Source organism: Nocardia sp. NPDC004168, assembly GCF_040610355.1.
In the GTDB taxonomy this organism is placed as follows: domain Bacteria; phylum Actinomycetota; class Actinomycetes; order Mycobacteriales; family Mycobacteriaceae; genus Nocardia; species Nocardia sichangensis.
This window is the reverse complement of sequence record NZ_JBEXME010000010.1, coordinates 59,625-68,316: the sequence shown is the minus strand read 5'-3', so window position 1 is coordinate 68,316 and position 8,692 is coordinate 59,625. Positions and strand designations below refer to the sequence as shown.

At 68.4% G+C, this 8,692-nt stretch carries 9 protein-coding genes; 1 reads left to right on the top strand and 8 read right to left on the bottom strand.

From position 1 onward, the window contains the following. The first annotated feature begins 119 nt into the window (after positions 1-119). A complete protein-coding gene (locus ABZW96_RS19580) occupies positions 120-722 on the top strand; it encodes a hypothetical protein (protein WP_355076442.1) in 603 nt (200 codons plus the stop codon). 112 nt (positions 723-834) lie between these two features. Here ABZW96_RS19580 and ABZW96_RS19575 read toward each other — a convergent pair whose 3' ends face one another. The 8 genes from ABZW96_RS19575 to ABZW96_RS19540 are packed head-to-tail and all read right to left on the bottom strand — an operon-like array spanning position 835 to position 8,582. Continuing rightward, positions 835-1,647: a carbohydrate ABC transporter permease gene (locus ABZW96_RS19575; protein ID WP_355076440.1), complete on the bottom strand. Its 813-nt coding sequence runs from the start codon at positions 1,645-1,647 to the stop codon at positions 835-837. Then, positions 1,637-2,587 (bottom strand): sugar ABC transporter permease, encoded by a 951-nt coding sequence (locus ABZW96_RS19570; protein WP_355076438.1) that lies wholly within the window; start codon positions 2,585-2,587, stop codon positions 1,637-1,639. The genes ABZW96_RS19575 and ABZW96_RS19570 overlap by 11 nt, the downstream gene beginning before the upstream one ends. Positions 2,588-2,591: 4 nt before the next feature. Beyond that, positions 2,592-3,449, bottom strand: a complete 858-nt coding sequence (locus tag ABZW96_RS19565) for a metallophosphoesterase (RefSeq protein WP_355076437.1) — start codon at positions 3,447-3,449, stop codon at positions 2,592-2,594. Beyond that, complete coding sequence (locus tag ABZW96_RS19560; RefSeq protein ID WP_355076435.1) at positions 3,446-4,819, bottom strand: ABC transporter substrate-binding protein; 1,374 nt, start codon at positions 4,817-4,819, stop codon at positions 3,446-3,448. The genes ABZW96_RS19565 and ABZW96_RS19560 overlap by 4 nt, the downstream gene beginning before the upstream one ends. A gap of 34 nt (positions 4,820-4,853) precedes the next feature. Further along, entirely contained in the window at positions 4,854-5,987 is a 1,134-nt protein-coding gene (locus ABZW96_RS19555) for an ABC transporter ATP-binding protein (protein ID WP_355076433.1), read from the bottom strand. A gap of 9 nt (positions 5,988-5,996) precedes the next feature. After that, complete coding sequence (locus ABZW96_RS19550; protein ID WP_355076431.1) at positions 5,997-6,890, bottom strand: alpha/beta fold hydrolase; 894 nt, start codon at positions 6,888-6,890, stop codon at positions 5,997-5,999. Continuing rightward, a complete protein-coding gene (locus tag ABZW96_RS19545) occupies positions 6,887-7,411 on the bottom strand; it encodes a YiiD C-terminal domain-containing protein (RefSeq protein ID WP_355076429.1) in 525 nt (174 codons plus the stop codon). The genes ABZW96_RS19550 and ABZW96_RS19545 overlap by 4 nt, the downstream gene beginning before the upstream one ends. Positions 7,412-7,421: 10 nt before the next feature. Continuing rightward, the gene (locus ABZW96_RS19540) at positions 7,422-8,582 is read right to left on the bottom strand and encodes an acyl-CoA dehydrogenase family protein (protein ID WP_355076427.1); all 1,161 of its coding nucleotides are present in this window, start codon (positions 8,580-8,582) and stop codon (positions 7,422-7,424) included. Positions 8,583-8,692: the final 110 nt, after the last annotated feature.

Here is an 8,692-nt window from a genome sequence, read left to right as displayed (position 1 = left end):
GACGCGGTGACGGCCCGCGTCCGATGGCGGCGGCCTTGCCTCCGTCGCGTGAGAAACAGACACGGCCGCTCGTTCGATGAGACCATTGTGCTGCTCGGTGGGCCCAGGAGGAGGCGAGCATGATCGACGGAATGGCGATTGCCGCTTATTTGGCCGCAGCGGTAGGGGGAGCGAGCGGAAGGTGGCTGAACACCCAACTGGACGAGGCGTTCAGTGCCCTGACCGCGACAGTGACGCGGAGGCTCGGACGTCAGCCCGTCGAGATCCTTTCCCAGAACCCGGACAGTATCCAGGCGCGCCGCCGCGTCGCCACTGCGATCGAGCGCGAAGCCCTGATCGACGAGCAATTCGCCCGGGAACTGTCCGAAATACGCGCTCGGCTGGATCAGCTGGACGCGCCGAGTGTGGTGGCGCAGCTCGAACAGGGCGGTCAGGTCGTGGTGAACAACCGGGGCCAGGTGGTCGGGCGCGACTACATCAGCACCAACACCAACATCGACGTTCCCCGCCCTGATGACCTCTCGAGAGCCCCTGCTTGGGCGAAAGCGTGCATCTGGATCGGCGGGGCGATCGCGGCCGTCGGTTTCGCGCTCTTCATGTCGGCGCTCTTCCAGCACAACGCGGAACCCGGGACAGAGTTCGCGATCTTCGCGATCGGAGGCGGTGTCATGGCCGTCGGCCAGCTCGGCGCGAACACATCGACTCCCCGGCCGCGGCGTTGATCGGCGACCACCACCAGCAGTGCCCGTCCGGATGATGGGAATACCCGGTCGACGGCGGCATCGCCGACCGGGGTTCTCGAAGTTATCCGACCTCGAAAACCCCGTCGACGATCTATTTCAACCCCGACCGCACGAACGCGTTGACGATGTGCCGTTGCAGCAGTAGGTACATCAGCAGCACCGGCAGGCAGGCGAGGCTGGCCACCGCCATCATCGGACCCCACTGATCGCCCTCGGTGCCCATGAAACTGCGCAGACCCAGCTGCAACACGCTGTTGGACTGGCGCAGCACCACCGCGGGCCAGAAGTACTCGTTCCACGCGTTGATGAAAAGCAGGATTCCCAAGGCCGCCAGCGCGGGGCGCAGATTCGGCACGACCACCGTCCACAGGATCGACCAGGAGGAGCGGCCGTCGATCTTCGCCGCCGCCACCAGCTCCTTCGGGAAGCTCGCCATGTGCTGGCGCAGCAGCAGCACCGCGAGCGCCGAGCACAACGTCGGCAGCACCACGCCGACCAGGGAGTTGATCAGCCCGAGTTTGGTCAGCAGGACGTAGTTGGGCAGCATCGTCACCTGGAACGGCACCAGCCAGGTGCCGACGAACGCCAGGTACAGCACCTTCTGGAACGGGAAGGTGTACATCGCGAACGCGTAGGACGCCAGCAGCGCGATGAGCAGTTGCCCCGCCGCCGAGAGCGCCGCGACGAAGAAGGTATTGCCGATCAGGGCCACCACGTCGACTTTGTCGGCCGCGTCGGCATAGTTGGCGAACGAGATCGGCCAGGGGATCGGCGACAGCGAGGTGACGTCCTCCGGCCGCCGCAGCGACGTCGCGAACAGCCAGTAGATCGGGAACGCGCACAGCACCGCGGTGACGGCCAGCAGCAGATGGCTGCCCGCAGTGCGCAATCGGTCAATCGTCATGGAAGGCAACCTTTTCCGAGACCCACACCAGCACACCCGCGATCACGCCGAACCCGGCGAACAGCAGCACACCGGCGGCGGCGCTGAGTCCGGCGTCGAAGCTGTGGAAGGCGTAGTCCCACAGCAGGTAGTAGATATTGGTGGTCGCTTGCGCCGGACCGCCCTGCGTCATCGAGTCGATGAGCGGGAAAGTCAATGTCGGACTGAGCAATACCGTGGTCAGCACCAGGAACAGCAGTGTGGGCGACAGCAGGGGCAGGGTGATCCACCGGCGGATCTGCCGGGTGCTCGCCCCGTCCACCTGGGCGGCTTCGTCGTAGTCACCGCTGATACCCGCCAGCCCGGCCCAGATCACCAGGACGGCGAAGCCGAGCAACTGCCATCCGGTGATCAGGATGATCACCCCGTGCGCGGTGTCCACGTCGTAGACCCAGTTGCGATTCGAGCGCAGAACCTGATCGACGAAGCCGCTGCCGGGATGCAGCAGCCAGCGCCACACCGCCGCCGCCGCGACCGGCGCGACGAGGAACGGCGCGAAGACGAACGCGTGGTAGACCGTCCGCACCCGGCCGTGCACCCGTCGGCTGGCCAGCGCGATGAGCAGCGGGAGCAGCACCGTGAACGGCAGCATGCCCACGATCAGCACCCCGGTGCGGCCCACCGAATCCCAGAAGGCCGGGAGATCCAGCAGCCGTTCGTAATTGCCGGTGCCGACCGGCTTCATCGGTGAGGTCGGCAGCAGGTTCCACGAATACGTGGACAGCTCGACCGCCTGGACCAGCGGCCGGTAGATCCACACGACCAGCAACGCCAGCGCGGGCGCCAGATACAGGTACGGCATGGCGAACCGCCCCGCCCGGCGGAACCGGGCGGGGCGATGCGACGGGTTGACCGTTTCGGCCGCTTCCGTGGCAGGCAGCGGCGATTCGACGACGAACATCGAGTTACCCGGCCTCCGCGGCCAGCGCGGCGAGTTGATCGAGCACGTCCTGCTCGGGCCGGTCGTAGAGGGTCTCGGCGGGCGTCGCCTCGATCGCCGTGGCGACCATCGTCGAACCGAGCAGATCGATGCGGCTGTAGCCGAAGCCGATCAGTCCCCGATGACGTCCCGCCGGTGCGATCGTATCGATCCGGTAAGCCAGCGCCGGACCGATCCAGACCGGAATGCCCGCCAGCGCCGCCGCCCCGGTGAGATGGTTGTGCCCGCAGACGATCAACCGCACATCCGAACCGGCCAGCACCTCGGCCAGCAACTCCGGCCGTTCCAGCCGCAGGTACTCGGTGGCCGCGACGGGCGAGGGGATCGGCGGGTGGTGCAGCACCAGCAGCGTGCCGCGCGCCGCCGGTTCGCGCAGTTGCTCGGCCAGCCAGTCCAGCTGGTGCTCCTCGAGCCGTCCGTCGTGCCGTCGCGGCGTCGTGCTGTCCAGCGCGATCACCCGCAGACCCGCCACGTCGGCCACCTGGTCGTGGGTGGTGTCCGGGTCCAGCGCGGCGGGGTCGGCCCCGAGCAATTCGGTGGCGAAGGCGGTGCGCTCGTCGTGATTGCCCATGACGTACACCGTCTGCGCGCCGAGTTCCTCGGCCACCGGCTCGACCGCGCCGCGCAGCCGCCGGTAGGCCTCGGGCGACCCGGTGTCGGTCAGATCGCCCGAGAGCACCAGCGCGTCGATGCGCTGCCGTGAGGCACGCAACTGCTGCAGCACGTGGGTGAGATTGGCGTAGGTGTCCACCATCCCGTGCACCCGTTCCCCGGCGGGCCGGATGTGGGTGTCGGTCAGCTGGACGATCGTCACCTCGCTCATGACGTCGGCAGGAGTTTGGCGCCCTGATCGCGGGCGGCGGTGAGAGTGGACTGCGGGTCCTTGCCCTGGAACACGATCGCCTCGACGGCGTCCATCATGCCGTCGCGGATCTGCAGGTAGTTGGTGCCGGGCATGGAGATCCACGGTTCCATGTTCGCCAGCTGGGCGACGTTCGGCCCCAGCAGCGGATTCTCCTTCGACCAGGTCTGCAACCCCTGTGGGTCGTCCATGAGGCCGGTGCGCAGCGGCAGGTAGCCGATGCCCTGCGAGATCTTGGTGTAGGCGGATTCGCTGGTGAGGAACTTGATCAGTTCCCACGCGGCGCGCTGCTTGGCCGGGTCGTTGGACAGGATGTGCAGCGAAGCGCCGGAATTCGTAGGCACGGTCGGCTTGCCCGCGAAGCTGGGCATCGGCGCCGAGCGCAGGTCCCATTTGTCCTTCGCGCCGGTCACGAAGGTGCCCTGGATCGCGCTGGTCTCCAGGATCATGCCGATCTCACCGCGGGCGAAGGCCTCGTAGCCCTGTTTCTGGTTGAGCTTCGGCATGCCGCCGGAGTTGACCAGTTGCCGGCTCATCGCGGCGACCTCGACCGCGGGAGCGTCGGCGAAAGTGAGCTTGGTGCGGTCCTCGGAGATCACCCGGCCGCCGTTGGAACGCACCATCGACTGGAAGCACCAGTCCTTGGCGGTCTTGGTCAGGCAGTCGACGTAGATGCCGCCCTTGCCGGTCTTCCCGGTGATCACCGTCGCGGCCTCGGCGACCTGCTGCCAGGTGGCGGGCGGCTTCGCGGGATCCAGGCCGGCGTCGGCGAACAGCGAAGCGTTGTAATACAGCACGGGCGTGGAGAACACGAACGGCACGCCGTAGGTGTGACCGTCCCAGTCGGCGAGTGTGCGGGCCTTCGGCGCGAAGGGGTGCTGGGCCCCGTCGAAGTTGTGCTGCACTTCCTGCTTGCCGACCAACGTGTCCAGCGGCTTGGCGCCGAGTTGGTGGATGGTGAAGTCCAGGTCGCTGAAGCCGAGCTGGGCGACGTCCGGCGGCGAGCCCGCGACCATCTGGTTCTGGATGCTGGAGATGGTGTCCGTGGCCGGGTTCGGGCTGTTGCCCTGCGGCTTCTGCGCGGTCACCGTGATGTTCGGGAACTTCTTGCGGAAATCGGCGATCAAGGAGTTGAAGGTGTCGGTCCAGGCGCCGGCGAGTCCGTAGTTGTAGGACTCGAACACGATCGACACCTGCTGGTCCGGCTTCAGTTCCGGAATCCGCGCGCTGTCGGCGTTCGAGTCGGTGGTGGTGCTCCCGAGTCCGCCGCAAGCGCTGAGCGCGACGGTGGTTGCGAACACCAGGCCCAGAATGGGCGCGGTGCGTTTCACGGTATTTCTCCTCATCGAGTAGGGGTGTTCGGGTTCAGGCGACGGCGACGGGTTCGCCCGCGCTGTCGGCGGCGGCGTCCTGCCGCGTCTCCTGCCAGGTCAGACGCAGCCCGGAGGTGGCATGGAACAGGTGGATGTGCGCCGGGTCGACGCGCAACGCGATGTTGTCGTCGACCGCGACGCCCGCGGGCCGCGGCGCTCGGGCGCACAGGACGCGATCGCCGGTGGTGAAGTGGATCAGTTCTTCGCTGCCGAGGTTCTCCACCATCGTCACCCGGCCGCGGATGTCGGCGCCGGTCGGATCCAAGCGCAGCTGTTCCGGGCGGATGCCCGCGACCACTTCCAGGTCGTCGTCGAAACCCTCGACGCCGATGGCCAATTCGGTATCGATCCCATCGGCTACCACGCGCAGCGAGCCGTCGCGCTCGGTGACGACGGCGGGGAACAGGTTCATCGGCGGCGCGCCGAGGAATCCGGCGACGAAAGTGGAACGCGGACGATCGTAGAGTTCGGTCGGTGTGCCGACCTGCTCCACCCGTCCCTCGTTGAGTAGCGCGATCCGATCGGCCATGGTCATCGCCTCGACCTGGTCATGGGTCACGTACAGGAACGTCGCGCCCAGCCGCTGATGCAGCCCGATCAATTCGGCGCGCGTCGCGCTGCGCAGCTTCGCGTCCAGGTTCGACAACGGCTCATCCATCAGGAACGCGCCGGGATCGCGCACCATGGCGCGCGCCAGGGCCACGCGTTGCCGCTGCCCGCCCGACAGCGCGGACGGCCTGCGGCGCAGCAGCTCGGTCAGCCCGAGCACCCCGGCGACCTCCGACACCCGCTCGGCGATCCTCGCGCGCGGCGTGCGCCGGGCGCGCAGCGGGAATCCGATGTTCTTGGCGACGGTCAGGTGCGGATAGAGCGCGTAACTCTGGAACACCATGGCCAAGTCCCGCTGTTGCGGCGCGTGATGGGTGATGTCCTTGTCGTCCAGCAGGATTCGCCCGTCGGACGGATCCTCCAGACCGGCGATCATGCGCAGCAGAGTGGATTTGCCGCAGCCGCTCGGGCCGAGCAGCACCATGAACTCGCCGTCGGCGATGTCGAGGCTCACCTCGCGCACCGCGTTGGCGGCGCCGAATCGCTTCGACACCGCTTCGATTCGCAGTCGTGCCACCGTCGCCCCTCAGCCCGGCAGCTCGCCCGCGACGATCCAGGTCGCCACCCGGGCCGCGATCGCGGGGGAGTCCTTGATCCACAGGAAGTGGTCGCGATTGGCCACCGGGGCGTTCTCGTCGATGTGCCAGTGGGTCACCCGGGCGTTCGGCATCCGGGAGACCAGGAAGTCGACGTTGGACTTCGGGCCGAGCACGTCGTCGGACAGCGAGATCGCCAGCACCGGCGCGGTCATGTTCCGCAGCAGGGTGTTGTATCGGCGCTTGCTGCCCTTGGGGCGGTAGTAGCTGGTCAGCGAGTGCATCGACCAGTCACGCATGACGCCGCCCGGCATCGGGGCCGGGATGAGCACACCACCGGGCCAGTGACCCTTCCACCGCGAGACCAGGCCGATCCACTGGATCTGGCTCAGCGCCTCCCACCAGCGGCGCGCGCCGAAGGCCCACCAGAAGACCGTGCCGGTGCCGATGACGGTGACGCCCGCGATCCGCTCCGGCTCCGCCGCGGTGAACAGCAACGCGAGCTGGCCGCCCAGGCTGTGCCCGAACAAGTGGAGCGGCGCCTCGGGGAACCGCGCCCGCACCGCCGCGACGAGGGCGGGCAGGTCGGTCTCGATCATCTCGCGGTAGCCGAAGTCGCGGTGCAGCCCGAGTCCGGGCTCGGCCTCGCCGTGCGCCCGCAGGTCGGTCAACGCCACCGAAAGACCTTGCGAATGCAGCTCTTTCGCGAGAAACAGATAGTTCTTCGCCTTCATCGCCATGGCGGGCAGGATCAGCACGACCGGTGAACCCGGCTTCTTCGACTCCAGGAAGCGGACGGTGAAGGTGACCCCGTCTCCGGTCGGCACCGTGGCCGATTCCAGGGTGGTGAACTCCGAACGGTTCTGCGGCGCCGCGGTGGTCATCGCTCGTCCTCCGCGAGGGTGATGTCGCAGACGTAGTCGAAGGTGAACTTCGCGACGACGACGTCGCCGTCATCGAGCAGGGCCGCCTTGCCGGACAGCTCGAAGCGCTGCGCGGCCGTCGCCGCGAGCACGTCGGCGAGTTCGCGCTGGTCGACGGTCGCGATGGCGCGGATGCGGCCGACGGCGGGTTTGCGGTAGGACGCGCTGCCGCCGCGCAGCACCAGCCGCTCGACGGTGCGCAGGCGGGTGGCCGCCGCGCCGACGAACGCGGCCGCTCCGCCGATGTCGGCGGCGGTGAACAGCGCCCCGGCGTGCACGGTGCCCATGTGGTTGCGGACCGACCCGGCGGCGGGGATTTCGACGACGGCGCGTTCCGGGCTGATCTCGGTGATCAGCGTGCCGACGTGGCGGCCGAACGGAACCATCTCCTGCGACACCGCCCGCAGGTACTCGTAATCTACGGCGTCGCAGTCGAGTTCGGGATAGGCCGCCGCGAAACCGGCGATTTCACGCGTGGTCATGACGTCTCCTTCAGCGTTTGGTGCGCAGGGCGCGGCGAGCGATGGACCAGCGCAGGACCTCCGAGGGTCCTTCGTAGATGCGGAAAGCCCTGGCCTCGACCAGGAATCGAGCGACGAGGTGGTCTTCGCAGACACCGAGCCCGCCGTGCAACTGGACCGCCCGGTCGAGCACCCGCCAGACCGCCTCGGAGACGAACGTCTTGGCGATCGACGCCTCGTGCCGCGCCTGCGAGGAGGTCGGCCCCTGCGCGTCGATGGTCTCGGCGGCGGTGCGGATCACGCCGCGCGCGGCGGCGATGTCGATCTCGTTGTCCGCGACGAGGCCTTGGGCCATGCCGTGCTCGGCGATCGGGACGCCGAACGACGTGCGCGTGCCGATGTGCTCGATGGTCAGCTGGTGCGCCCGCACCGCGAGCCCGAGCCAGTTCATACAGAACACCAGCCGCGAGGGCGCGAGCCGGACCTGCGCGAGCGCCAGCCCCTGGCCGACCTGGCCCAGCACGGCGGAATCGGGCACCTCGCAGTCGTCGAAGGTCACCTCGCAGTGGCCGCCGGGCGCGCTGGTGTGGTCGAGCGTCGGCATCCGGCGACCCACCCGCAATCCGGGGTTGTCCTGGTCGACCAGGAACATGGTCGGGCCGTCACCCGTGCGCGCCACGCAGATGGTGAACGCCGCCCCCTGCGCGCCCGTGGTGAAATGCTTGGCGCCGTTGATGACCCAGCCGGACTCGGTCTCCTCGGCGACGGTCCGCAGCATCCCGGGGTCGGATCCGGCGCCGGGGGCGGGTTCGGTCATCGCGATCGCGGAACGGACGTCGCCCGCGGCCAGCGGCGCGAGGTAGCGCTGCTGCTGCTCCTCGTTCGCGACGTGCGCGAGCAGGTGGATGTTGCCGTCGTCGGGCGCCCACGCGTTCACCGCGATCGGGCCGAGCAGGCTCGCCCCCGCGGCTTCGAGCACCTGCGCCTGGGCTCGGGTGTCCAGGCCGAGGCCGCCGTATCGCGGATCCGACAGCGGTCCGAAGACGCCGGCCTCCTTGGCCTTCTTCTGCAGCTCGAGCCGCAGCGCGTCGTCCATCACCCGCCCGTCCACGACGACCTCGCGTTCCACCGGAACGACCTGGTCCCGAATGAACTGGGTGGTCTTGTCCACCAATTGCGCCACAGTGGTCATGGCGTCAGTCTCGGCGCGCCGCGTGTGCGGGCGAGGGGGCGATAGTCAACGTCGATTGCGCGAATCGACTGCCCATTCGTCCGGTGCGTGGGCGGCACATCTCGGCGACG

Bases quoted from the DNA above. Each gene is read 5' to 3' on its own strand.
- ABZW96_RS19545 (WP_355076429.1), bottom strand. From the start codon at position 7,411: ATGACCACGCGTGAAATCGCCGGTTTCGCGGCGGCCTATCCCGAACTC.
- ABZW96_RS19540 (WP_355076427.1), bottom strand. From the start codon at position 8,582: ATGACCACTGTGGCGCAATTGGTGGACAAGACCACCCAGTTCATTCGG.
- ABZW96_RS19580 (WP_355076442.1), top strand. From the start codon at position 120: ATGATCGACGGAATGGCGATTGCCGCTTATTTGGCCGCAGCGGTAGGG.
- ABZW96_RS19550 (WP_355076431.1), bottom strand. From the start codon at position 6,890: ATGACCACCGCGGCGCCGCAGAACCGTTCGGAGTTCACCACCCTGGAA.
- ABZW96_RS19570 (WP_355076438.1), bottom strand. From the start codon at position 2,587: ATGTTCGTCGTCGAATCGCCGCTGCCTGCCACGGAAGCGGCCGAAACG.
- ABZW96_RS19575 (WP_355076440.1), bottom strand. From the start codon at position 1,647: ATGACGATTGACCGATTGCGCACTGCGGGCAGCCATCTGCTGCTGGCC.
- ABZW96_RS19565 (WP_355076437.1), bottom strand. From the start codon at position 3,449: ATGAGCGAGGTGACGATCGTCCAGCTGACCGACACCCACATCCGGCCC.